Here is a 21815-nt window from a genome sequence, read left to right on the forward strand (position 1 = left end):
CTTAGGCCAAAAATGGGTTCATCATTTTTTCTTGGGAAACAAGACTTCTAGGACCATGACCAGGCAAAATGATGGTGTCCGCTGGATAACTAATCAATTTGTGGCAGGAGGCGATAATTTCTGGATAGTTGCCACCTGGGAAATCCGTCCGTCCAATAGACCCATAAAACAAGGTGTCTCCCGTGAATAAATAGGGTTTGATATAAATACTCATGCCTCCCGGTGTATGTCCAGGACAATGGATAAAGCGAATTGTCTCTTGACCAAAAGTTATTTCCTGGCCATCTTCCACTGGAACAAGCTGGGAGGATTTTTCTGGTATATTGGTATTCATTAAAGAGCTTAGGCTCATTCTTTGGTCATAAAGGGTAGTTAGTTCATTTTGATGGAGATAGACCGGTACCGGATAGGCCTCCATCAGCTCAGCTAAGGCACCAATATGATCTCCATGGGCATGGGTAAGGACCATAAATTTCAAATCTAAATTATGGGAATCTAGGCTTTCTTTTATCTTGTCCGCATTGGTTGCAGGATCAATAATAAAGGCCCCCTTATCTTCATTGTAAACAATATAGCAGTTGGTTTCATATAGCCCTAGGACCAGAGTTTCAATCTTCAAAGTGCCGCCTCCTAACTTTCCATTAAAATAGTGACAGGACCATCATTAATGAGAGATACAGCCATATCCGCACCAAATTCTCCTGTTTGTACAGGAATATTCATTTCCTTGACTTTAGTGATAAATTTTTGATAGAGGGGTTCAGCTACATCTCCCTTAGCAGCCAATTGATAACTGGGTCGATTTCCTTTTTTTGTCTCTGCGTATAGGGTAAATTGGCTAACCACTAAAAGCTCTTTCTCTTGGTCAATTAAGGATTCATTCATGACTCCATTAGAATCATCAAAAATTCGACAATTCACAATCTTTTTTACTAGATAATCGATATCTTTCTCACTGTCATCTGTTTTGATGCCCAGAAAAATCAATAGGCCACTTTTTATAGATGAAATTTTTTCTCCAGCTACAGAAACTTCTGCAGATTTTACTCGTTGAATTAATGCACGCATTTTTTAACTCCCTACTCGATAGGCATTGTAAATCGACTTTAGCTTTTTAAGCCGTTTAATTAGTAAGTCCAATTCGTCGATATTGTGTAACTCTACTTTAACATTGATGAATAAAATATGGTCCTTGGTATTTTTTGCAGTAAGACTGACAAGATTAAGCCTGGAATCATTGATTCGATTGGCTACATCTCCAATAACCGTCGATTTATCCATGGCTTGGATTTCTATTTGAGCTGTATACTGGCCATTTTCTCCAGTATCCCACTTAACTTCTAAATATCTGGACTTGTCATCGTTTTGAGCAATATTTAGACAGTCCATCCGGTGGATGCTAACACCTCGCCCCATGGTAACATAGCCGATAATATCATCCCCTGGAACGGGATTGCAACATTTGGCAAAGCGAATTTTAGCATTGTCCAGCCCCTTAACAATAACACCGGAGTTGTTTTTCGGTTTTTTATTTAGGGTTTTACCTTCACTTAAGTTTAAGCTAGAGAGGTCAATGGGCTCCTTGTGCTCTTTATGGTAGAGGTCTACCAGTTTAGCCATAACTTGGTTGATTGTAACAGATCCATAGCCTACAGCAGCATACATATCCTCTAAATTGGGAATTTTTAGCTTATCTAAGGTTTCATTTAACCAGTCATCTCGCAAGATATCTCCAACCCTATAGCCTAATTTTTTGGCTTCTCTTTCAAGGCTTTCTCGACCGCGCTCGATATTTTTATCTCGGTCTTTCACTTTGAAGTATTGCCTAATTTTTGACTTTGCTTGGGAAGACTTTACAATATTGAGCCAATCCAAGGATGGCTCTGCATTAGACCCGGTAATAATTTCTACAATATCTCCATTCTTTAAATGATGATGTAGAGGGACGATTCGCCCATTTATTTTTGCTCCCATACAGGTGTTTCCTACACCGGTATGGACCCTGTAAGCAAAGTCAATGGGTGTGGATCCTTCAGGAAGATTAATGACATCTCCATTAGGAGTAAAGACATAAACTTCATCTGCTAAGAAGTCAATCTTTAGGGTTTCCATAAAATCATTGGGGTCATTTACATCTTTTTGCCATTCCAAGAGTTGTCTTAACCAGGTTAGGTTTTCATCAAAACTTGTGGCCTTGTTGACGCCTTCCTTGTACTTCCAGTGGGCGGCAATCCCGTATTCAGCAGTCCTATGCATGTCATAGGTTCGAATTTGTACTTCAAAGGTCTCCCCTTGGTCGTCCATAACTGTTGTATGGAGGGATTGGTACTTGTTGGGCTTAGGCATGGCAATATAGTCTTTAAAGCGTCCAGGAATCGGTTTAAAAAGAGTATGAACAACACCTAGGACTGCGTAGCAGTCATTGATGGATTCCACTAGAACACGGATGGCACTCAAGTCATAGATTTCATCAAAAGCCCTTCCCTTAAAGTGCATTTTTTTATAGATACTATAAAAGTTTTTGGGACGGCCATGAATATCTGCCTTAATATTGACATCGATTAGGGCGATTTGCAAGCGGTCAATCATGCGATTAATAAAGTCCATTCTCTCTGTTCGCCGTTTGTTGACCATATCTACCAGCTTGTAGTAATTATCTGGATCCAAATAGCGTAGAGATAAATCTTCCAATTCCCATTTGATCCGGCTCATACCAAGTCGATCTGCTAAGGGTGCATAAATTTCTATAGTTTCTAAGGCCTTTTCCTTCTTTTTGGCTTCATTCATATATTCCAATGTTCGTAAGTTGTGAAGTCGGTCCGCCAATTTCACAATAATAACTCGAATATCTTTCGCCATGGCCAAGACCATCTTACGAATGTTTTCAGCTTGTTTTTCTTGCTTTGTTTGATAGGATAATTTTTTTAACTTAGTGACCCCATCAACTAGGTTGGCTACTTCTTCACCGAAAAGTTCCTTAACATCCTCATAGGTAACATCAGTATCCTCTACTACATCATGGAGCAAGCCTGCAACAATTGTGGCAGGGTCCATGTTCATTTCAGCTAAAATTAAGGCCACATGGTAGGGATGAATAATGTAGTCTTCACCTGAATTTCTCTTTTGACCACGATGCTTTTCTTCGGCAAATTCAAACCCCTTGCGGATAAAAGCTTCATCAATATTTGGATTGTAGGATTTTATTTTTTCAAGTAAGGTCTCTAGCATTTTACACCCCTTTAAATCGGTAGGATTCGACAACCAGCTGAATTGTTTTTTTCTGGTTAAATTCGTTGATACTTGGTTTATAGACCAGGTCAATTAAAATATTATTTTCTCTATTATAGTACAAATTTTCAACCTCTTGTGGAGGATAGGATTCATTGAGTCGATTAAAAAATTTTTTATAATCTTCAAATAGAATTGCTTCCTGATAAGAATTCTCCTTGTGGACAAAGAATTTGATAACATTTTTATTTTTACCCAATATCTTTAAATTTGAAATCTTTAAATTCAAGTCTCCAAAAGAAGGCTGTGGGTTGGCTACACCAAAGGGCTCTAGTTTTGTTAAAGAGTCAATAAGCTCCATAGAAATCATTTGAATGGGTACCTGGGCATCTAAATAAACTTTTTTTGTAAAGTCTTCCTGGGTTAAAGGGCACTTGTCTAAAATTTTTTTGTAAAAGACATCAAAATTCTCTGACTTTAAAGACAGGCCACAAGCCATAGCATGGCCTCCAAAACTTAAAAGGTCTTGGCGAAATTTTGAAAATTCCTCGGACATGTTATAGGTCTCAATGCTCCTACCAGATCCCTTCAAGCCCTGGTCTGTCTTGGTTAAAACAACAGTTGGATGGTTGGTACTTTCCTTAATACGGCCTGCGATAATTCCTGCAATACTTTCGTGGAGGTCTTCTTGAACCAGCATAAGAACCTTGGGAAGTTCAGGGTAGCTTTTCAACTTTTCTTCAATCTTTGCAAGGCCTTGGTTGGTTAATTCCTGCCGGTAGCTGTTCAGTTCTTTGAAGCTTTGGGCTAAGGACCTTGCCTGGTCCCAATCACTGGTTAAAAAAAGCTCTACAGCCTGGTTGGCATCTTCAAGGCGGCCCACAGAGTTAATACTGGGACCTAGAATGAAACCTAAGTGGTAGGGTTCAATCTCCCTGCCTTTCAAGTTGCAGGCTTCAATTAGGGCTTTTAGACCCAGGTGACTTGTTCGGTTGATTTCTTCCAGTCCTTCTTTAACCAAAACCCTATTTTCATCAATTAAGGGCATGACGTCACAAACTGTAGCCAGGGCCACATAGGCTAAAAAGTCCTCCTTGAGATAACTTTCCAAACCGTGAATGGTATAAAGGGAATGCATGAGTTTATAGGCTACTGCTCCACCACAAAGACCTTGAAAGGGATATTTATCCTTTTCTTGTTTTGGGTTCACCACAGCATTGGCTGTGGGAATTTTATCCCTATCCCCTTCTTTAACAAGATCGTGGTGGTCTGTAATAATAAGGTCAATATCTAGTTCATTTGCTTTTTCTACAGCATCAAAGGCTGCAACCCCATTGTCACAAGTAATAATTAAGTCAACACCATCTTCATGGGCTTTTTGGACAATGGAGGCATTGATTCCATAGCCATCACGAACACGGTGGGGAATAATATAGTCAACATTTCCCTTCAAGCGCTGCAAACCACGCATTAAAATAGTTGTGGACATGATTCCGTCTACATCATAGTCTCCAACAATCCGTATTTTTGAGTTTTTAGACAAGTGTTTGGAAAGGATGTTACCACTTTGAATAATATCCTTCATTAAAAAAGGTGAGTATAGGTCATCAAAGCCAGCATTTAAAAAATATTTTATTGCTTTAAGGCTGGAAATTTTTCGATTCAATAAAATACGATATTCCAGCTCTGTTAAGCCTAGACTTTGATAATTTATTTCTTCTGTAGGTAAATTACTGCGAATATACCACTGCATCTTCTCACCTGCCTTCAGATTTATCCTTCATTTGCCAGAATCGATATGGCCGCTTCTAATCGTTTCTTTTCCATTTCACAACCTACCTTATAGGGTTCTAAAATAGACCCATTGGCGTAGTAGGCATTGGCATGGCAACCACCAGAGCAATAATATTTCGCCCAGCATTCTTGACAAGCTTCCTTGGTAAATACATTTGAACACTTAAAATTCTCAATGACTTCCGTATTGGTCAAGCCGGTGTGGACATTGCCCAAACGAAATTTTGTCTCTCCAACAAATTGGTGGCAAGGATATATATCGCCAGTTGGAGTAATGGCCACATATTCAGAGCCAGCCCCGCAACCAATGGACCTTTTAATGGCACAGGGTCCTTGTTCCAGGTCTACCATAAAGTGGAAAAATAGAAAGTTGGGGTCTTCTTCTCGTATTTTTAAATAGATCTCACTTAAAACTTCATATTCTTTTAAGATTTGATCTAGGTGTTCTTCTCGAATAGCATACTCTTGTGTACTTTCTGCCACAACAGGTTCCATAGAGGTTTTCTCAAATCCTAAATCATGGAAGAGTTTAACATCCTTGGAAAAATCTAAGTTGTGGTTGGTAAAAGTTCCCCGAATATAGTAGTCTTTATCCTTTCTCTTTGCAACTAGTTTTTGAAAGTTTTCTACAACTAGTTCAAAGCTTCCTTTTCCATTTGAGGTCGGTCTCATTTCATCATGGATTTTTTTACGACCATCAAGGCTTAACACCACATTATCCATATGGGTATTTATGAAGTCAATATTTTCGTCATTGAGTAATACCCCGTTAGTTGTAATGGTAAAGCGAAAATGCTTATTGTACTTTTTCTCTAAGTCTCGACCATAAAAGACTAATTTTTTGACTAGACCGAAGTTCATAAGAGGTTCTCCACCAAAAAAGTCTACTTCCAGGTTCTTTCGATTGTTTGAATGAAGGCATAAAAATTCCAAGGCCTTTTTTCCTGTTTCTTCATCCATTAGAAGCCTTTGGTCATCATAGTCCCCTTGAGAGGCAAAACAGTACTTACAACGTAAGTTACAATCATGAGCGACATGAAGGCACATGGCTTTAATGGTATTGTCGGGATTATAAGGAGCCTTTAGCTCGATATCATCTTCTGAAAATAACAATTCTTGGTCGATTAAAAGTTGAATTTCATCAATTGCCCTGGACAGGTCTTCCTGGGGATATTGGTCTTTATATTTATTTATAATTTCTGATTTGTTTTTCTTTGGGATATCATCAATAATTTCATAAATCATAGGATCTACCACATGGACAGAGCCACTTGGTCGATCTAAGAGGACATATTGATTATTTAAATGAAATTTATGAATTGAAGTCATGCAGAATTTACTCCTTTAAAAAATAAAAGGCGTGGAGCACCACCGCCTTTTACCTGTTTTTTTGTTCACATTTTTGATTTCCGACTGTACAAGATGTCTTACAAGCAGATTGGCAAGATGTTTGGCATTCGCCACATCCACCATATTTCAAGCTTTGCTTTAAATTTCTTTTTGTCATGGTTTTTATGTATTTCATAAAAATCCTCCTATTTATTTACTTTTTGTTACAGAATGGACGCCCCACTTCATGACGTCGATTCGAGTGTTTAATCCAGAGCTTTCAATAACAACATAATCTTCCTTAACCATGATAATCTTACCCATAAGACCACCAATTGTAAGAATTTCATCTCCAACTTTTAAGTTGTTTCTCATGTCGTCCACTGTTTTTTCACGTTTCTTTTGTGGTCTCACCAAAACGAAATAGAAAAAAGCCAGCATAACGACCATGGGAATGATGCTACGGATAAATGGAGATTGCAAACTACCTATTAAGTCCATATGTCCTCCCTTCAAATAATACTACTATTATTATAACCGTATTTCTTATAAAAGTCACTCTTAAATTCAAGAAAATAGTCATTTGCAATACTTTTCCGAATTTCTTCCATCAAGTGAATTAAAAAGTGTAGGTTGTGAATGGTGGCCAAGCGTAAGCCTAAAATTTCGTCTACATTGAATAAATGTCTTAAATAGGCCCTGGAATAGTTTTGGCAAACCTCACAATCGCACTCATCATCCGGTTTAGAAAAGTCGTCCTTGTATTTTGCATTCTTAATAACCAAACGACCCTTACTTGTCATTAGGGTTCCGTTTCTGGCAATTCTAGTGGGAAGGACGCAGTCAGCCATGTCAATCCCTCTTTCTATCGCTTCAAATAAATAGTCCGGAGTTCCCACTCCCATTAAATAGCGGGGCTTATTTTCAGGTAAGTAGTCACTGGTATAATCCAGGATTTCATTCATTAAATCCAGGGGTTCCCCTACACTTAAACCACCAACAGCATAGCCCGGAAAATCTAGACTCACAAGATCTTGGGCACTAATTTTTCTTAAATCCTTGTACATCCCTCCTTGGACAATTCCAAAAAGAGCCTGGTCTTCTTTATCATTGTGATATTCCTTACACCGTTCAGCCCAGCGACTGGTTCTTTCCATTGAATTCTTGATATAGTCATAGCTGGAAGGATAGGGTGCACATTCATCAAAACACATCATAATATCTGACCCTAAAACATGCTGGATTTCCATAGATTTTTCGGGAGTCAAAAATTGCTTTGATCCATCAATATGGGAGCGAAACTCTACCCCTTCTTCCACAATATTTCGAATGTTGGCCAGAGAAAAAACCTGGAAGCCACCACTGTCGGTTAGAATCGGTCTATCCCAGTTCATAAATTTGTGGAGACCGCCTGCTTTTTCAATGACTTCTGTTCCCGGACGCAAATAAAGATGGTAGGTATTCCCTAAGATAATTTGAGCCTCTAGATTCTTTAATTCGTCCGTTTTCATCGTTTTAACAGTGGCCTTAGTCCCAACAGGCATAAAAATTGGCGTTTGGATTTCTCCATGGTCTGTTGTAATTTTTCCCAATCTTGCCTTAGTGCGGCTGTCTTTTTTTATAAGTTCAAAAGAAAACATTAGTCATCCTTCCTGATAAACATGGCATCACCAAAGCTAAAAAACCGATAGTTGTTTTTCTTGGCTTCCTCGTATGCATGTAAAATTATTTCTTTGCTGGAAAATGCAGAAACCAACATTAAAAGGGTAGATTGAGGCAGGTGAAAGTTTGTAATAAGTCCATCCACAATTTGAAAGTGAAAGCCTGGATAGATAAAGATATCCGTCCACTTGTGCCCGCTGGTTAATTTTCCGTCATCTGCCATGCTTTCTAAAGTCCGCATGGAAGTGGTACCTACAGCGATGACCCTTCTCCCCTCTGCCTTGGCCTTGTTGATTTCTTCTGCAGCCTGGTCGCTTACCAAGCATAATTCTGAATGCATGTGGTGGTTTTCCACATTATCCACAGAAACAGGACGGAAGGTTCCTAGCCCAACATGGAGGGTTATGGGGACTATTTTTACCCCCTTCTCTCCTATTTTTTTCAAGAGGTCTTGGGTAAAGTGTAGGCCTGCTGTGGGTGCAGCAGCTGACCCAATATATTTTGAATAGACTGTTTGATACTCTTCTTGTCGGTCTAACTTTTCCTTTATATAAGGTGGAAGAGGCATTTGACCAATTTCTTCAAATACCTTTTCAATGTCTTTCTCGGTCCCCTTAATTTCAAAAGAAATATGCCTAGACCCATCTTCTGTAATTCCTACAACAGTTCCCTTTAAGATATCTTGAAAATAAATTTCCGTATCAAGCTTCATTTTTTTTCCAGGCTTAACTAGGCATTCCCAGACCTTTGCATTTAAGGGTTTTAAAAGTAGAACCTCAATCTCTTCTTCTTTTCCCTTTCGGTGGCCATAGAGCCTAGCCGGCCGGACCCTGGTATCATTAACAACCATGACATCTCCAGGGCGTAATTCATCAAGAATATCATAAAAAATCTTATGTTGTATTTCTTTACTATTTCGAGATACCAGCATTAATTTTGCATGGTCCCGGGGAGAAATTGGACGTTGGGCAATAAAGCTTTCATCCAGGTCATAATTAAAATCAGATGTTTTCATAGTCAGTAGTTCCTTAATTCAATGGCCGGATAGTAATACAATAAAATATCTCGATAATTTTTTCCTTGTTTGGCCATTTCTACAGCTCCGTATTGGCTCATGCCAACACCATGTCCATAGCCTCTTCCTTGGACAACAAAGTCATCCTTTGAAGAAAGGGATCCAAGTTGATTCTTGGCTTCCTTGTGAATCCATTCCTTGGCCGTTGTATAGATGGAGGCTTGTTTTTTCACTCCTTGGGCAGATAGGACATAAAAATTGCTATCTTCGTTGGATAAATCGGAAGAGTTAAGGGTGAACCAGGTGCTTTTTACCTTGGTATTTCCTAAAATAGACCGAAATTCACTGGCCTTAATGGTTTTTGAAGAGCGACTCCCCATCAAAGATAGGGTTTTTACCCTGCGGTTATTATAGGTGTCCTGAATTTGGATGTCTTCCAGGCTACCAATTTCTGGGTAGGCTTTTTCAAAAAGACTTTTTACTTTATCGCGACTTATTTTATAGGTCCACTTTGCAGCTCGAGTATTAACGGAATAGGGGTCTTCTATGGCAACTAAATAGGGAACCATCCTTCCACCCCAGGCTTCATTTGCCGCAACAGTATAGCCACCACTTGTGGCATGAAAGATTGTTTCAGCATAGTTGTTCATATAAAAGGGCACAATACCCCTAGTTTCATCCACTGCTTGGTTAGTACGACTTGTTTCAGACTTCATACCTTTATAGACTTGAGAGTTTGTTGTGTCATCTAAATTGTAGCCGTACTTCATATATTTATTTTTATTGGACAAGGCAAAACCTCTGGAAGCAACAGCTTGAGCCTTGAGGGCTTCAAGAGGAAAAGAGGCACTCATTTCATAGGGGATAACCCCTCGTATATAGTCCTCTAAGTTAATTCGATTGCAAACAAAGACATCTGTGCCAGAGTTTAAAAAAACGAAGTCTCCCCGGTACTTATTGTCCTTATATCCAATAAAGCTTCCTTGGGTGGATATTTGGTTAATGGCCTGGCCATTTACCTTGATTTGTCCATAGTCATTAGTCAATCGGACTGAATTAGATAGGTCTGTCCAGTCATTGTACAAAGATCTGTCAGAAGTCATTTGAATTTCCTGACCGTTTCTAATTGTAGGACCAATCTTTATAAGTAAGTCTTCACTTGCTCCATAGTAGCTTGTTGGAAGCAAGATTCCACAAAGTAAAATGAGTAAAAAAAGATATTTTTTCATAGCTTCTCCTTAATTTTCCTGGAAGGGAATATTGAAATGGTCGTAGGCTTTTTTGGTAGGGATTCTTCCCCGAGGGGTTCTTTGTAAAAAGCCTATTTGCATCAAGTAAGGCTCATAAACGTCTTCGATGGTTATTTTTTCTTCTCCCACACTGGCAGCAATGGTGTCGATGCCAACCGGACGGCCCGCAAATTGTAAAATCATGGTTTCTATGATTCTTCGATCTAGGCGGTCTAGGCCGTAGTTGTCAATTTCCAATAGTCTTAGAGCCTCATCTGCCTTTTCTCGGGTGATGATTCCCTTGCCTAGGACCTGGGCATAGTCTCTAACTCTTTTTAAAAGACGGTTGGCAATTCTAGGCGTTCCTCTAGACCTTTTGGCAATTTCCAAGGCTCCCTCTTCATCAATAGGAACATTTAAAATTCTAGCTGACCGGTGGATGATTTCCAGAAGACTTTCTACGCTATAGAGCTCCAAATTAATGGGAACTCCAAAGCGATCTCTTAGGGGAGAGCTAAGCTGTCCAGCTCGAGTGGTGGCTCCAATTAAGGTAAAATGATTGATGTCCAAACGGATGCTTTGGGCAGAAGGCCCCTTGCCAATCATTAAATCCAAGGCAAAATCTTCCATAGCTGAGTAGAGAATTTCCTCAACCGTTCGATGAATTCTATGAATTTCATCAATAAACAAGACATCATTTTCATTTAAATTCGTCAAAATAGAGGCTAAGTCTCCTGCCCTTTCAATGGCAGGGCCAGAGGTAACCTTCATTTGAACTCCCATTTCATTGGCCACGATACCAGCCAAGGTAGTCTTCCCTAATCCTGGCGGCCCATGCAGTAAAACATGGTCCAGGGGTTCATTTCTCAACTTGGCTGCTTGGATAAAAATATCTAATTTTTTCTTGGCCTTGTCCTGCCCTATGTATTCATAGAGCCAGCGGGGTCTTAAATTTGATTGTTCCTTATCTTCCAGTAATTCTCCTGAATCGACGATTCGTTCCATATGAACTCCTATCTATTCTTTAAGGCTTGTCGTAAAATCAATTCGATGGGTTGGTCTTTATCAATTCCTTGTAACATTTTATTAGCTTCTTTTTCTTGATAACCCAATTGAATCAAGGCTTCAAGGGCAGGATTATCTAGGCTGTGGATTTGTTGAACTTCTACATCCGATGGAACAAATGAATCCATCTTAGATAGCTTGTCTTTTAATTCTACAACTATCCTTTGGGCTGTTTTTTTCCCCACTCCAGGAGCCTGGGTTAATATGGAAAGATCTTCCAGTAAAATGCTCTTTTGGAGGAGGTTAGAATTCATTCCTCCTAAGATATTCATGGCCACTTTGGGACCAATCCCAGATACCGTAATTAAAAGTTGGTACATTTGTCTTTCGTGGAGGTCAATAAAACCATAGAGGGAGATGTCATCTTCCCTAACCACAAGGTCGGTATAAATTGTGGTTTCTTGACCCTCAGAGAGTTTTTTTAAAGAAGTGGATGGCATCAAGACCTTAATGCCAATTCCGCCCTTGTCTATGACCACAGCATCATTTGTAATTTGATAAATACTTCCCTTTATATAATCAATCATTCTTTACTCCATTAAATACTGTGACTTAAACTTATCCGTATGACCATGGGTTAAGGCAATGGCCAAGGCATCTGCTACATCATCAGGCTTAGGTATTTCCGGCAAATTTAATAAAATTTTTACCATGTGTTGGATTTGCTTTTTATCGGCCCGACCATAACCCACTAAGCCTTGCTTAACCTGCAAGGGTGTATATTCATATATGGGAATATTTTTGATTTGAGCAGAGAGAATCTCCACCCCCCTAGCCTGGGCAACGGAAATAGCCGTTTTTACATTCTTGTTAAAAAAGAGTTCTTCAATAGCCAATTCATCGGGCTGATAAAGATCAATCAACCTAGTCATTTCCCTATAAATATGCTCTAACCGTTGACTACTAGGCATTCCTGCCGGTGTTGTAATCGCATCATAGTCAATAACCTTATATGAATTGCCAATTTTTTCGATAAATCCATAGCCAACAATGGCTAAACCTGGATCCAAACCCATTATAATCATTTTATCATACTCCTTGCTATTTACCAGTCTAAAGAAGATTTTTAAGGCAAGAAATTGCCCGCCTTAAGGATTTATTCTTTTCTAATAAAAAAACTAAGTTATCCCAGGATAACTTAGTCAATGATATCTCTTCATTACTTGATTGTTCATTCCATCCCAGTAGGCCTTTTGATAGACCCGCATACAGTCACGGGCCAAAAATTTAAGCAGCCTTTTATACATACAGGAAATATCACGAAACCTTAAGGGTAAATGAGCTTCTATAAAGGATATTTCGTCAGAATCATAGTCAATCATAAGTTGACGATCCAAGTATTTATTAATGTGGAATATTTTTGACCTTAAGACCTTTTTAGAATAAACGTGGACCAGGTCAAATAAAAATTTTTGAACCTTTTCATCATTTTCAACAATGTCGTCTAACTTCTTACGGAAAAGGTAAATTTCTTTGCATTGGTCTAAATATTTGGGACCAAAGGCTGATTTATAAATATCCTCAACTGAAACATGGTTAAAGGTTAAAATTTCAAGCTGGTTGGGCCATTTTTTAGACTTGTAGCCCATTCGATAGCCTTCTAAGTAAACACAAAGCTCCAGTCTTGTAATATCTCCATGGATTAGGTTTGTTACATTTTGCGCTACAAGCTCCCGACCTTGGTTGGGATTTAGATAGCGAATAATGTCGGACTTTAGGTTTTTCATGGAAATATAGCTTGGCAAGACATTTTCAATGGAATCTTCGATATTGTACAGATTCAAGAGGATTTGTAAGCAAGTACTATCATCTTCAAAGAGAAATTTATTTAATAAAGTTGCTTTAATGTCTTTGTTTTTTTGAACAGTATGTAAATTTACTTGTTCTTTTTTTTGAACAGAAAACATAAATTCCTCCTTGCTGATGTGATTGAAAATATTATACCAAAAATATCTTAGCTTTTGGTAAAGGATTCAAAGGCAAATAATTCTCACAGAGAATGAAAAGCCTTAATGCTGGTAATAGGACAAGGCTCCCTTTATTGCTTATGGATAAGCCCAATAATCAAGGCAAATAGGAGGCTGCAAATCCCTGCAGTTAGGCAAATAACAGTAACAAGAATGTTGTTTAAACTTGCTGAATCAAAGAGATGGTTGAGAACACTTAAGAGAGAAACGACTCCTATAAGGATAAAGACCAAGGAGGGTAGGTATTTTAAAAAGGTCAAATCCTTGGAAAATAAATTCATAATAAAGGTAATGAATATTGCAAGAAGGATTGTAATAATACAAATAACAATAAACTCATAATGGCCACTAAGGGCAGTTAATATTTTGTCCATTTTAACTCCTTTTCATTTTTACTATAGAAACTGGGCTTGCAGAACTGCTAGGAAAAGTTTTCGATGTCCTTATCTGTTACCTGGTCAGAGGTTTTCTTTATTTGCATAAATATCCCATTGATATTGATATAGGCCAGGTCATCTTTTTCTCTGTAAACTTCAAAGCACTTGTTTTCATTGTCATAGATGTCAATGATGTATAAATAGTCCCCCTTAATCCCCATGGATTCCTTTGTGGTATTGAATTCCCTTTCTAAGAGGAGGTTGCTATTGACTCTTCGAATTTGAAAGGACGGTTTATGGATTACAGCCTTGTCGATGATAACAGCCTTGGAACTAATGATTAGGTCATTGCCGATGTATTTTTTATAGGAAAAATCATCCAGGCGGTTTTCTGGGGTAAAAATTGTCTTAATGATTGTCCACTTTCCTTCAATGGGAGCGCGAGTAATTCTTGGAGGATCGTAGGCATTGTTAACCTGTAAGGTGACGTCCTTGCAGCCGGTTAATAGTAAGATTAAAGCCAGTGCCATGAATCTTTTAATCTTCATTTTTCACCTCTACATTCTTATCATAGGGAAGGGATATTTTAATGGTTGTACCTACATTTTCTTCTGAAAAGATATCCATATGGCCGCCATGTAATTTGACAATTTCATCAGCTATGGATAAACCAATGCCGCTGTGGCTCTTGGAATGTTTCCCCTTGTAGAATTTTTCTTTTACATGGTCCAACTCGTCCTTAGACATACCAACTCCATTGTCCGATACGAGGATGATATAGTTATCTTCATCAACGTAACTTGTCAATTTAATCCATCCATTTTCTTCTGTAAACTTAATGGCATTATCTAAAAGGTTGATAAGAAGTTGCTTAATCCTGTTTTCATCCCCAATATAAACCATAACAGAATTTTGTATTTCTAGGCTCAATTGAACATGGGCAATATCTGCCTTGGGCTCCATTTGCATACAGACATTGCTACAGGTTGTGGCCAGGTTAAAGATATCCTTGTCTAGGGTAATTCGACCGGAAATATATCTGGAAAAATCCAACAATTCTTCCACCATTTTTGCTAGGCGGTCTGATTCATTTTGAATGATATCCAGCCCCTCAATATAAAGTTGTTTTTCATCTTCATTTAAGTTCATTAAAATAGATGCCCAGCCCTTAATAGAGGTTAAGGGGGTTCTAAGTTCATGAGATATGGATGAAATAAAGTCATTCTTAATTTGATCTTTTTTTAAAATCTCTTCTGCCAGAGTGTTTAAAGTAAAGCCCAACTTACCCAATTCGTCATTGCTGTCCAAGTTGGCCCGAACCTTATAATGACCATTGGCCATCTCTTCCGCTACAGAAGTAAGCTCTTCAATCGGGCGAACAATGGATTTGGCCAAGACAACACCCACCAACAAGGAAATGCTGATAATTAACAAGCTAATGATTACTAAGAAAAAGGCCACATAGCGAATTTGGCTATTTACTCTTGCCAAAGAAACGTTGAGCCGGACTAAGCCGCTAATATCTCCATTTTGGTCTTTCAGGGGAGCAGAAAGACTCATGACGGAATCATCGGAATACTCCACCGTTCCAACCCTGGAAGTAATTTTTCCATTTAAGGCCTTCTGTACATCTGTGTATAGAAGTACATTGTCTTGAAAGACGCCTAAGGAATCTGACAGAACATTTCCCCTGGTATCTATGATTTGTACTTCTGCCTTCACATAATCTGGAAGCAGGTTGATATTTTCCAGGGCAAAGTCTTCAATAGAGTATTGCTTATAATTTTCTTGGTAAATTCCTTGGGCATTATCAATGCGGTATCTGAGATTATTTTCGATGGTATTGTAGTAGTATTGCCGGTAACCAGTAATTAAGAGAATATCAATAATGGATACAGTCAGGAGGATAATAATTAAAAAACTATTAATAATCCGACTTCCGATAGACTTTTTCACTGTTCATCCTCTGCAATAAACCACCGATAGCCCATTCCCCAAACCGTTTCGATAAAACGAGGTTTTGCAGGATTTTGTTCGATTTTTGACCGTAAGCGCCGAATGTTTACGTCCACAATCTTACTATCTCCTAAATATTCATTGCCCCAAACCCTAGTAAGGATCTCTTCCCTTTTTAGAGCTTTTCCTGGATTTTCCATAAAGAGTTTCATAATAATATACTCCGTAGGAGTTAATTCTACTTCTTTAGATTGATAGTAAAATTTTCTTGCATAGGTATCTAATTCAAAGGGCGGATGGTTTATAACACTTGCCTGGGGTATTTTTGTATTCTTGGCATCCAGACGTCTTTCCAAACTTTTGATTCGGAGGCTTAACTCTGTCGGGTTAAATGGTTTTGTCATATAGTCATCACTGCCAAATTGTAGGCCCATAATCTTATCCAGGTCTTCAGCCTTGGCAGTTAACATAATAATCCCCAAGTCTGGGAATTCTTGACGCAAAATTCGACAAACTTCAAAGCCGTCAATACCAGGTAGCATAATATCTAAAACCACGATTTCAGGATGTTCCTTTTTTGCTAGATCTATCCCATCTTCTCCGCTACCAGCTTCAAAAACCTGGTAGCCTTCTCTTTCCAAGTTTATTTTTACAAACTTACGAATTGCATCCTCATCTTCAACTAATAAAATTTTTCGAGCCATCTTATCACAATCCTTTATGTTTATTAAAATAATCGTCCACGATATTGCAAGCGTAGGTCCAAAGTTGATTAGAAATCTCCTTTATGGGCCCCAATCTCTTATAAACCATCTCTCGATTAATGGGATATAGGGCCCAGGTTGCAATTTTTCCATAATAATTCATCATAATGGGTTGCAGGCGGTCCATAGCATTGGCGTAAAGGGAATCATTTGTTTTCATTTCCTCAAATTCAAGCCAGAGGTCAAAAAATTCTTTTCCCTGGTCTTCTTTTAAAAGACCATAGAGCCTTTTTGCCGCCTTTAGCTCCCTTTCATTTTTATCCTCATAGCCCTTGGCATCATAGGCAAAAGTATCTCCTGCATCAATTTCCACCAAATCGTGGGCCAAGAGCATTTTACAAACTCGATCTACATCAATGGGCCTATCGGCATAATCCTTTAATAGGTGGGCCATTAGGGCAATGTGGAAGCTGTGCTCCGCATCATTTTCTCTGCGATCTCCAGATAGGATATAGGTCCGGCGGTAGACAGACTTCATCTTATCCAGTTCAAGTATGAATTTAATTTCTTCTTCTAACATGGCCCCTCCTATACGGCAAAATTATAAAAATTAGTCTGGTCAGCCTTGTAGCCATCCAAGGCATCTGGTAAAAAAGCTCCTTGGTCTGTAATAATTTCGCTAACTAGACTTGGGGGTGTAATATCAAAAGCCGGATAGTAACCCTTTACTCCTTCTAGGGTATGCTTGATATGGTGGGCTGATAGGGTTTCTTCAGGATCTCTAAACTCGATATCTACACTCTTAGCATCAGGATGGTTTAAATCAGGGATTCCCGTGCAATAGTAGGGGATGTTGAAATATTTAGCACAAATAGCAATTTGTAGAGTTCCAACCTTGTTTATAATGCTTCCATCCATACAGATGACATCTGCTGCCGAAGTAAATAAGTCGACCTTTTCGTGCGCCATATAAAAAGCCGGCATATTATCTGTTATTACGGTGACGTCAACGCCCATGTCTGTTGCACAAGACGCAGTAAAGCGAGCTCCTTGTAAAAAGGGTCTAGTTTCCGGACAAACCATCTTCAAATTAATTCCATTTTTTTGTGCCTGACGAATCATCATCCCAATAATGGTTTCTCCAAAACATTGGGTCATAACCCGAGCATCTTTTGGCATCTTTTTGATGAGTTCACAGGCCACCCTGTCAATTCTCGCATAGCGATTGTTCATAGCTTGCAGGGTATATTGAAAAATTGCCTGGTCACAATTTTTTCCCAAATTGTCTTTGGCGACAGATAAACAACCCGTAACCACTTGTTTTAATCGGTCTTTGGTGGTGGGCCGAGCCGAAAAAATGCATTCTGCTGCATTTAGCAAAAACTGATATTGGCCTTTTTCATTAAGAAGTCTTGCCTCATAGGCTGCCAGAGCCATGCCCATTCCTGCAGCGGTATAGGGGCCAGCACTTTGGGTCACCATGTCGGAAATAGCCTGGGCCACTTCTGTATAGTGGTGACATGTTACAAATTTCACTTCAATTGGATAGATTCTACGATCTAATATTTTAACGCAACCTTTTTCATACCAGGCCACATTTTCATATTGCAACATCCTGGCAAGGCCTTCATCCATTCGTTTTATATTCATGAAACCCTCCTATTGCTTCTATTATAACTGAAAAATCTTGACATTTAAATAAAGAGTCCATTTTTAATCCTCTTTTGTTATAATTAATTTCAGGAGGTTGATCTTATGTTAGCTTTAATTGCAGGAACCGGTTTTGATCGATTTTTAAAACCTGAGGAAGAAAAAATAGTTGAAACACCCTTTGGATCCAGGGCTATTTATAAAATACAGGCCCAGGATCAAAGTTTTTACTACCTGCCCAGACATGGTCTGGACCATTCTGTAGCCCCCCATTTGATTAATTATCGGGCCAACTTGTGGGCTCTGAAAGACTTGGGGGTAGATAAGGTTCTAAGCCTATGTGCAGTAGGTTCTCTAAATAAAGACTTTAAACCAGGAAACTTTGTTGCCGTCAAGGATATTTTAGATTTCACCAAAGGACGAACCAGCACTTTTTATGATGGACAGGACCGTGACTTAAAGCACTTAGACGTCTCAAACCTTTATAGCAAGTCCATGGTCCAAGAAATTAAAAACTTCTTTAGCCAAAGACCAGAATCCTTCCAGGAAGGAATTTATGTTTGTACGGAAGGTCCTCGCTTTGAAACGGCAGCTGAAATTAAATTTTATCAAATGATTGGAGGCGATCTTGTGGGCATGACCGGGTCTCCCGAAGTCTTCCTTGCCCGGGAGCTCTCTATGAACTATGCCAGCCTGGCCCTGGTAACTAACTTTTGCACAGGGGTCGCCAGTGACTCCATTGAATTTGTTTCCTCTTTTGACCAATATCAAGACCTCATAGAAAGTCTTTTAAACTATTTAAGTCGGAAAAACATTTCAAAGCAAGAATCGATTTTTGTTTAATAGACAAGAAAGAACCTCTCACATTGCTCGGTGAGAGGTTCTTTAATAGGGGTAATTAAATATGTTTTTATTTACAGCCTCTTCCTCTGAAATGGGAGGTAGACCGTCATTTCAGAACTGTAAATTGAGCAATAAAAAAATTCCTCGCTACAGTAGGAATTCTCGGTGTTACTATTGACGTTTTTTAATAGTAGCATTTCCCACCGAAAGCTTAACTTAATGTCCATAGGTAGGTCTCCTGACTTATGATCACTTTACTTTCAACGTCTTCCCGATTTCTCAGTGACTTTCTTGTTGATTTCATCTCAATTACAGTAGCGGGGGCTGTATTGGATTTTCACCAATTTCCCTTTTCCTAAGACAACTATTAAGTTATGGATACATTATATCATTGTTAATTCTTTATTTCAATCTTATTTTTCCATAATCTTATCAAAATATTCTGGACGAGGCCTTTGAACCATAATAAGATGATGACTTCTAGGATGAACGAAAGACATTTGTGTTGCCGCCAAGGCTTGAGAGTCCAATCCATAAAAGGGTGGATGTGAATAAGTTTGGTCTCCGATTATGCTGTGTCCAATGGATTTTAGGTGGACGCGTATCTGGTGGGTCCTTCCTGTAACAATAGAAACTTCCAATAGACTTTTATTCTTGCCCCAACCAAGGGGGCGAATATGGCTGATAGCTTTTTTCCCCCTAGAATCGGTGGTCATTTTTTTCCGATCTATTTTGCTACGGGCAATGGGATTGTCAATAGTTAAGGGTTCTTTTATTAAGCCGTGAACAATGCATTGATATATTTTTTTTACCCTTCTGCTCTTAAAGTCTTTCATCAAGGCAGTCATGGCAAATTCATTTTTAGCTACAAGTAAAAGACCTTCTGTATCCTTGTCTAAGCGATGAACAATTCCGGGACGCAAGGAATCATCTAAAACAGGCAAGTCCGGATACTTATATAAAAGCCTGTGGACTAAACTATCTTCTTCCTCCCCTGCTCCAGGATGGACAACCAAATTTTTTGGTTTATTGACAACCAAAAGGTCTTCATCTTCATAGTAAATATCAACTTGCTTGTTTACCGGGAGAATTTGATAGGACTCCTTTAGAAAAACATGAATTTCATCTGTGGCGGATAAAAGAAACCCTGCCTTGACCTCTTGATGATTAACAAGAATCCTCTTTTCCTTGTTCATTTTTTTGATTTGGGATCGAGTTAACCCCAGCTTTTCTGATAAATAGATATCCAGGCGAAGGCCCTCTCGGCCCTGAATTATTTTTTCCATGAAGCTTCCTTGTCATCACTTTTTAAAATAGTAAAGCATAGGAAAATGGCCCCAACAACAATCATACTATCTGCCAGGTTAAAGACGGCAAAATGATAGCTTTTAAATTTTAAGCTAATGAAGTCCACAACATAACCCAATCGAACCCGGTCAATAAAATTTCCTATGGTTCCCGCTAAAATTAAAACCAAGGACCAATAGGCTAAGGAAAATTTTTTAAGCCTGGGTAGATTATAGATAATGGCAGCAACCACCACTAGGGTGATGGCTACAAATAAAAGAAATTTATTTTGTAAAATACCAAATGCAGCACCTGAATTTTCTAAGTACATTAACTTAAAAAAGCCTGGTACAAGAACCAGATCCCTGGATAGAAGATATTTTACCACTAAAAGCTTTGAAAGCTGATCCAATAGTGTAAGTAATAATACAAGTAAAAATGTCATATAGATCCTTTCCTATTTTTGGTATAGAATTCTGACCCTGTAGCGTTCTTTTTTGGTCTTTTTTATCATTCCATCAAAAATAAACCGTCCCTTTCTACGAACGGAAACCATATCTCCTTGGTTTAGAAGAACAGACGGCTTGGTCTCAAGACAAAAGTTCACCTTAACAAGCTCTTTTTGCAATAAGAGACTACTTTGCTTCCTGGATAGGTGGAAATATTCGCTAATAACTGCATCTAACCTCAAGGAAGAGACAGTTAATTCTCTAACTTCATAGTTAATTTCATCTAGAACGATATTTTCTGCACTAGTCCTTTTCAAGGCAACAGGATTTCTTCTTATCTTTTTTAGATTAAACTCTAAAAAGTCTGCCAGCTCATTTTTTACAGCAAAATAAAAGGCATCTCCAGAGAAAAAAATATCACCAATCTTTTTTCTTTCAATGCCTAGAGATAGGAGACTGCCCAATACATCTCGATGGGAAAACTGTCCATCCCAAGGGCCCCGGATTAACTGTAGGCCTGAATAATCTTCTAGGTTGAAAAAATCAGGCGCAATTAAAATAATCTTTTGTTCACTGGGTTCAAACCCACCGTCAAGGCGAAAATGAAGGTCATGAAATTGGGAGACTAAACTAGCGGCAAGTTTTTGTTCATGGGGATTTAGAAAATCAGAACTATAGATAGACTTATGTTTTAGGGCCCCTTCAACATAGTCTAAAATTCTCCGTGCAGTTTTCTCGTCTTCAGGATTCTTTAAGTGGGATATATACTTAGCCTTATCAAGCATTACCAGGGAAAAACGCCTGAATTTTGAAGTTCTTCTTTCAAGCCATCAATTTCAACAGATGGAGGTGCTAGGATAAAGATGTCCTTATTTACTTTTTGAATTTTACCTTCAATAGCGTAAAGGGCTCCATTAACGAAGTCAAAGATTTCTCTCTTTACATCCAAGTCTAATTGTTCAAAATTTAAAACAACTGCCTTGTGGGCCTTAAGGTCATCTACGATGCTTGGAGATTCATCATAGTTTAGGGGTTCATGAACAGAAATAACCATGTTTCCTGAAGTGTGCATATGAATGTTTCCATTTCTACCCATAGTTTTGCGGGTTTTTAAACTTCTTTGTTGGTCTCTTTCTGGCACAATAGAATTTTCTTCTTCGTATTGGTCATCATGAAGTTCTTCTTCATAATCTTCGTAGTCATCTTCATCATAACCAAAACCAAAAGCTCGCATAAATTTTGAAAACATATTACTCATAA

At 38.6% G+C, this 21815-nt stretch carries 25 protein-coding genes and 1 riboswitch; of the genes, 1 reads left to right on the top strand and 24 read right to left on the bottom strand.

Translation table 11 applies throughout. The annotated features are described in order from the left end of the window. Position 1 precedes the first annotated feature (1 nt). The 20 genes from BQ7400_RS01785 to BQ7400_RS01880 all read right to left on the bottom strand — a co-directional run bounded on the left by BQ7400_RS01785 (position 2) and on the right by BQ7400_RS01880 (position 17976). Positions 2-619 (bottom strand): MBL fold metallo-hydrolase, encoded by a 618-nt coding sequence (locus BQ7400_RS01785; RefSeq protein ID WP_072469255.1) that lies wholly within the window; start codon positions 617-619, stop codon positions 2-4. 11 nt (positions 620-630) lie between these two features. Beyond that, positions 631-1068, bottom strand: coding sequence for a D-aminoacyl-tRNA deacylase (gene dtd, locus BQ7400_RS01790; protein WP_072469256.1), 438 nt, complete (start codon positions 1066-1068; stop codon positions 631-633). A 3-nt stretch (positions 1069-1071) separates the two neighbouring features. After that, positions 1072-3228 (bottom strand): RelA/SpoT family protein, encoded by a 2157-nt coding sequence (locus BQ7400_RS01795; protein WP_072469257.1) that lies wholly within the window; start codon positions 3226-3228, stop codon positions 1072-1074. 1 nt (position 3229) lies between these two features. Beyond that, on the bottom strand, positions 3230-4981 hold the full coding sequence (recJ, locus tag BQ7400_RS01800; protein WP_072469258.1) for a single-stranded-DNA-specific exonuclease RecJ: 1752 nt from the start codon (positions 4979-4981) through the stop codon (positions 3230-3232). 20 nt (positions 4982-5001) lie between these two features. After that, positions 5002-6351, bottom strand: coding sequence for a thioether cross-link-forming SCIFF peptide maturase (gene scfB / locus BQ7400_RS01805; protein WP_072469259.1), 1350 nt, complete (start codon positions 6349-6351; stop codon positions 5002-5004). Positions 6352-6400: 49 nt separating this feature from the next. Next, complete coding sequence (scfA, locus tag BQ7400_RS01810) at positions 6401-6547, bottom strand: six-cysteine ranthipeptide SCIFF (RefSeq protein WP_009431221.1); 147 nt, start codon at positions 6545-6547, stop codon at positions 6401-6403. Positions 6548-6561: 14 nt separating this feature from the next. Next, positions 6562-6852: a preprotein translocase subunit YajC gene (gene yajC, locus BQ7400_RS01815; RefSeq protein WP_009431404.1), complete on the bottom strand. Its 291-nt coding sequence runs from the start codon at positions 6850-6852 to the stop codon at positions 6562-6564. Positions 6853-6863: 11 nt separating this feature from the next. Beyond that, complete coding sequence (gene tgt, locus BQ7400_RS01820) at positions 6864-7991, bottom strand: tRNA guanosine(34) transglycosylase Tgt (protein ID WP_072469260.1); 1128 nt, start codon at positions 7989-7991, stop codon at positions 6864-6866. Next, positions 7991-9028 carry a tRNA preQ1(34) S-adenosylmethionine ribosyltransferase-isomerase QueA gene (gene queA, locus BQ7400_RS01825; protein ID WP_072469261.1) on the bottom strand — a complete coding sequence of 346 codons (1038 nt, stop codon included), beginning with the start codon at positions 9026-9028 and terminating at the stop codon, positions 7991-7993. Before queA ends, tgt begins: the two co-directional genes overlap by 1 nt. Before the next feature lie 2 nt (positions 9029-9030). Further along, the gene (locus BQ7400_RS01830) at positions 9031-10257 is read right to left on the bottom strand and encodes a SpoIID/LytB domain-containing protein (RefSeq protein ID WP_072469262.1); all 1227 of its coding nucleotides are present in this window, start codon (positions 10255-10257) and stop codon (positions 9031-9033) included. A gap of 9 nt (positions 10258-10266) precedes the next feature. After that, complete coding sequence (ruvB, locus tag BQ7400_RS01835; protein WP_072469263.1) at positions 10267-11262, bottom strand: Holliday junction branch migration DNA helicase RuvB; 996 nt, start codon at positions 11260-11262, stop codon at positions 10267-10269. Positions 11263-11270: 8 nt separating this feature from the next. Then, positions 11271-11849, bottom strand: a complete 579-nt coding sequence (gene ruvA, locus BQ7400_RS01840) for a Holliday junction branch migration protein RuvA (RefSeq protein WP_072469264.1) — start codon at positions 11847-11849, stop codon at positions 11271-11273. A gap of 3 nt (positions 11850-11852) precedes the next feature. Further along, entirely contained in the window at positions 11853-12347 is a 495-nt protein-coding gene (gene ruvC / locus BQ7400_RS01845) for a crossover junction endodeoxyribonuclease RuvC (protein WP_072469265.1), read from the bottom strand. Between the two features lie 117 nt (positions 12348-12464). Then, positions 12465-13229, bottom strand: coding sequence for a hypothetical protein (locus BQ7400_RS01850; RefSeq protein WP_034439709.1), 765 nt, complete (start codon positions 13227-13229; stop codon positions 12465-12467). Between the two features lie 131 nt (positions 13230-13360). Further along, positions 13361-13663, bottom strand: a complete 303-nt coding sequence (locus tag BQ7400_RS01855; protein ID WP_072469266.1) for a cytochrome C biosynthesis protein — start codon at positions 13661-13663, stop codon at positions 13361-13363. Between the two features lie 47 nt (positions 13664-13710). After that, positions 13711-14214: a hypothetical protein gene (locus tag BQ7400_RS01860; RefSeq protein ID WP_072469267.1), complete on the bottom strand. Its 504-nt coding sequence runs from the start codon at positions 14212-14214 to the stop codon at positions 13711-13713. Then, the gene (locus tag BQ7400_RS01865) at positions 14204-15622 is read right to left on the bottom strand and encodes a sensor histidine kinase (RefSeq protein ID WP_072469268.1); all 1419 of its coding nucleotides are present in this window, start codon (positions 15620-15622) and stop codon (positions 14204-14206) included. The genes BQ7400_RS01860 and BQ7400_RS01865 overlap by 11 nt, the downstream gene beginning before the upstream one ends. Then, complete coding sequence (locus BQ7400_RS01870; RefSeq protein WP_072469269.1) at positions 15619-16326, bottom strand: response regulator transcription factor; 708 nt, start codon at positions 16324-16326, stop codon at positions 15619-15621. Before BQ7400_RS01870 ends, BQ7400_RS01865 begins: the two co-directional genes overlap by 4 nt. Positions 16327-16330: 4 nt before the next feature. Further along, positions 16331-16906 (bottom strand): HD domain-containing protein, encoded by a 576-nt coding sequence (locus BQ7400_RS01875; protein WP_072469270.1) that lies wholly within the window; start codon positions 16904-16906, stop codon positions 16331-16333. An 8-nt stretch (positions 16907-16914) separates the two neighbouring features. Further along, a complete protein-coding gene (locus tag BQ7400_RS01880; protein WP_342741505.1) occupies positions 16915-17976 on the bottom strand; it encodes a s-methyl-5-thioribose-1-phosphate isomerase in 1062 nt (353 codons plus the stop codon). A gap of 105 nt (positions 17977-18081) precedes the next feature. Here BQ7400_RS01880 and BQ7400_RS01885 point away from each other — a divergent pair, with 105 nt between their 5' ends. Beyond that, positions 18082-18819: an MTAP family purine nucleoside phosphorylase gene (locus BQ7400_RS01885; protein WP_072469271.1), complete on the top strand. Its 738-nt coding sequence runs from the start codon at positions 18082-18084 to the stop codon at positions 18817-18819. A 211-nt stretch (positions 18820-19030) separates the two neighbouring features. Next, positions 19031-19210: riboswitch (cobalamin riboswitch) on the bottom strand. 22 nt (positions 19211-19232) lie between these two features. Here BQ7400_RS01885 and BQ7400_RS01890 read toward each other — a convergent pair. The 4 genes from BQ7400_RS01890 to BQ7400_RS01905 are packed head-to-tail and all read right to left on the bottom strand — an operon-like array spanning position 19233 to position 21813. Beyond that, positions 19233-20105: an RluA family pseudouridine synthase gene (locus BQ7400_RS01890; RefSeq protein WP_072469272.1), complete on the bottom strand. Its 873-nt coding sequence runs from the start codon at positions 20103-20105 to the stop codon at positions 19233-19235. Then, positions 20093-20551 carry a signal peptidase II gene (gene lspA, locus BQ7400_RS01895; RefSeq protein ID WP_034439721.1) on the bottom strand — a complete coding sequence of 153 codons (459 nt, stop codon included), beginning with the start codon at positions 20549-20551 and terminating at the stop codon, positions 20093-20095. The genes BQ7400_RS01890 and lspA overlap by 13 nt, the downstream gene beginning before the upstream one ends. Before the next feature lie 12 nt (positions 20552-20563). After that, positions 20564-21340, bottom strand: coding sequence for a YlmH family RNA-binding protein (locus tag BQ7400_RS01900; RefSeq protein ID WP_072469273.1), 777 nt, complete (start codon positions 21338-21340; stop codon positions 20564-20566). Continuing rightward, positions 21340-21813, bottom strand: a complete 474-nt coding sequence (locus tag BQ7400_RS01905; RefSeq protein WP_072469274.1) for a cell division protein SepF — start codon at positions 21811-21813, stop codon at positions 21340-21342. The genes BQ7400_RS01900 and BQ7400_RS01905 overlap by 1 nt, the downstream gene beginning before the upstream one ends. Positions 21814-21815 lie beyond the last annotated feature (2 nt).

The sequence above is a fragment of the Urinicoccus massiliensis genome (assembly GCF_900120405.1).
Classification (GTDB): domain Bacteria; phylum Bacillota; class Clostridia; order Tissierellales; family Peptoniphilaceae; genus Urinicoccus; species Urinicoccus massiliensis.

Coding starts and splice junctions, on each gene's coding strand:
- dtd (WP_072469256.1), bottom strand. CDS start 1,068: ATGCGTGCATTAATTCAACGAGTAAAATCTGCAGAAGTTTCTGTAGCT.
- BQ7400_RS01795 (WP_072469257.1), bottom strand. CDS start 3,228: ATGCTAGAGACCTTACTTGAAAAAATAAAATCCTACAATCCAAATATT.
- recJ (WP_072469258.1), bottom strand. CDS start 4,981: ATGCAGTGGTATATTCGCAGTAATTTACCTACAGAAGAAATAAATTAT.
- scfB (WP_072469259.1), bottom strand. CDS start 6,351: ATGACTTCAATTCATAAATTTCATTTAAATAATCAATATGTCCTCTTA.
- scfA (WP_009431221.1), bottom strand. CDS start 6,547: ATGAAATACATAAAAACCATGACAAAAAGAAATTTAAAGCAAAGCTTG.
- yajC (WP_009431404.1), bottom strand. CDS start 6,852: ATGGACTTAATAGGTAGTTTGCAATCTCCATTTATCCGTAGCATCATT.
- tgt (WP_072469260.1), bottom strand. CDS start 7,991: ATGTTTTCTTTTGAACTTATAAAAAAAGACAGCCGCACTAAGGCAAGA.
- queA (WP_072469261.1), bottom strand. CDS start 9,028: ATGAAAACATCTGATTTTAATTATGACCTGGATGAAAGCTTTATTGCC.
- BQ7400_RS01830 (WP_072469262.1), bottom strand. CDS start 10,257: ATGAAAAAATATCTTTTTTTACTCATTTTACTTTGTGGAATCTTGCTT.
- ruvB (WP_072469263.1), bottom strand. CDS start 11,262: ATGGAACGAATCGTCGATTCAGGAGAATTACTGGAAGATAAGGAACAA.
- ruvA (WP_072469264.1), bottom strand. CDS start 11,849: ATGATTGATTATATAAAGGGAAGTATTTATCAAATTACAAATGATGCT.
- ruvC (WP_072469265.1), bottom strand. CDS start 12,347: ATGATTATAATGGGTTTGGATCCAGGTTTAGCCATTGTTGGCTATGGA.
- BQ7400_RS01850 (WP_034439709.1), bottom strand. CDS start 13,229: ATGTTTTCTGTTCAAAAAAAAGAACAAGTAAATTTACATACTGTTCAA.
- BQ7400_RS01855 (WP_072469266.1), bottom strand. CDS start 13,663: ATGGACAAAATATTAACTGCCCTTAGTGGCCATTATGAGTTTATTGTT.
- BQ7400_RS01860 (WP_072469267.1), bottom strand. CDS start 14,214: ATGAAGATTAAAAGATTCATGGCACTGGCTTTAATCTTACTATTAACC.
- BQ7400_RS01870 (WP_072469269.1), bottom strand. CDS start 16,326: ATGGCTCGAAAAATTTTATTAGTTGAAGATGAGGATGCAATTCGTAAG.
- BQ7400_RS01875 (WP_072469270.1), bottom strand. CDS start 16,906: ATGTTAGAAGAAGAAATTAAATTCATACTTGAACTGGATAAGATGAAG.
- BQ7400_RS01880 (WP_342741505.1), bottom strand. CDS start 17,976: ATGAATATAAAACGAATGGATGAAGGCCTTGCCAGGATGTTGCAATAT.
- BQ7400_RS01885 (WP_072469271.1), top strand. CDS start 18,082: ATGTTAGCTTTAATTGCAGGAACCGGTTTTGATCGATTTTTAAAACCT.
- BQ7400_RS01890 (WP_072469272.1), bottom strand. CDS start 20,105: ATGGAAAAAATAATTCAGGGCCGAGAGGGCCTTCGCCTGGATATCTAT.
- lspA (WP_034439721.1), bottom strand. CDS start 20,551: ATGACATTTTTACTTGTATTATTACTTACACTATTGGATCAGCTTTCA.
- BQ7400_RS01900 (WP_072469273.1), bottom strand. CDS start 21,340: ATGCTTGATAAGGCTAAGTATATATCCCACTTAAAGAATCCTGAAGAC.
- BQ7400_RS01905 (WP_072469274.1), bottom strand. CDS start 21,813: ATGAGTAATATGTTTTCAAAATTTATGCGAGCTTTTGGTTTTGGTTAT.